Source organism: Stutzerimonas stutzeri KOS6 (assembly GCF_000307775.2).
GTDB classification, from domain to species: Bacteria; Pseudomonadota; Gammaproteobacteria; order Pseudomonadales; family Pseudomonadaceae; genus Stutzerimonas; species Stutzerimonas stutzeri_B.
In genome coordinates, this window is the sequence record NZ_KK020677.1 from 652,031 (window position 1) to 653,396 (window position 1,366).

General features: G+C 61.3%; 1 protein-coding gene. It reads right to left on the bottom strand.

The window, feature by feature from the left end; all coding sequences use genetic code 11:
* Window positions 1-11: 11 nt before the first annotated feature.
* Window positions 12-1,366: group II intron reverse transcriptase/maturase (gene ltrA, locus B597_RS43400; RefSeq protein WP_024162463.1), on the bottom strand; the 1,355-nt coding region annotated here is incomplete at its 5' end.

Below are 1,366 nucleotides of genomic sequence, written 5' to 3' on the forward strand. Positions count from 1 at the left end.
CCGCCGTCCTCTCACACCACCGTACGTACGGTTCCGTATACGGCGGTTCGGGCTATGCGACTAAGCCGGTTGATCGTATCCAGTATCGAGACCAGTCCGAGTCGATCCCAGAGCTTCTTCGGCAACGCCTGATTCATATGCGGCGCACCCGAGTTCCACCACGGGCCTCGGCCATTGAAGGCTGATTTGCAGGCGCGTTCCTCGCTTAACCCCAGACGCATCAGGTTACGCGCCCTCGTAGAGGGCTGCCTCCATTGGCGCCAGATGACACAGCGAAGCTTGTGCCTGACCCAACCATCCAGCTCTTCAAGTGGACGCTTGCTCTGGCTGAGCCTGAAGTAACCTGCCCAGCCACGCAGCACCGGGTTGAGCCGCTCGATGACGCTCGCCATCTTGTGGCCCCGTGCTGCACGCAGTAAGTCTCTGAGTCGGTCGCGCAAGCGCTTCAGGCTCATCGTTGCTACCCGCAGCCTTGGCTGCGGGTGCCAGCTCATCCCATATCCCAGGTAGTCGCACTTCCAGGCTCCTGCCACGCGACTCTTGTCCCGGTTCACCGTCAGTTTCAGACGTTGATCCAAGAAGCGCTCAACACTCGCCAGTACTCGCTCGCCAGCCCGTAGACTGCGTACATAAATGTTCGCGTCATCGGCATAACGCACGAAGCGATGACCCGGCCGTTCCAGTTCGAGGTCGAGTTCATCGAGCAGGATATTCGACAGCAACGGCGAGAGCGGGCCGCCTTGCGGCGTCCCCTCCTGCCGTTGGCTGACGACACCGTCCGACATGACCCCGGCCTCAAGGTAACGGCGGATGAGTCTGAGCACGCGTTTATCTTCGACATGGCGTTCGACACAGGCCATCAGGATGTCGTGATTGACCCGGTCGAAGAATTTCTCCAGATCGAGCTCCACGCACCAACGGTGACCCGCCACCACATGGGCGCGGGCCATCTCGACAGCCTGGTGAGCACTTCTGCCCGGACGAAAGCCGTAGCTGTAGTCCGAGAACAGCGGATCGAAGATCGGCGTGAGCTGTTGCAGCAATGCTTGTTGGATCAGGCGGTCCACGGCACTGGGGATACCCAACTGTCGTATACCGCCCTGCGGCTTGGGAATCTCAACCGCTCGCACTGCCTGGGGATGGTATTCACCGGCCAGCAGCCTGGCTTTGAGGATTGGCCAATACTGTTTCACATAGCCGGCCAAGTCGGCGACCGTCATGCCATCGGCACCCGGCGCTCCCTTGTTGCTGACTACGCGCTTATACGCACGCCTGAGGTTCGCCGGTGCAAGCACCCGCCCCATCAGCGTGTCCAGCTCCGCGTTCGTCCACGCCAGCGACGCCGCCGATACCTCTGCGCTGCCAG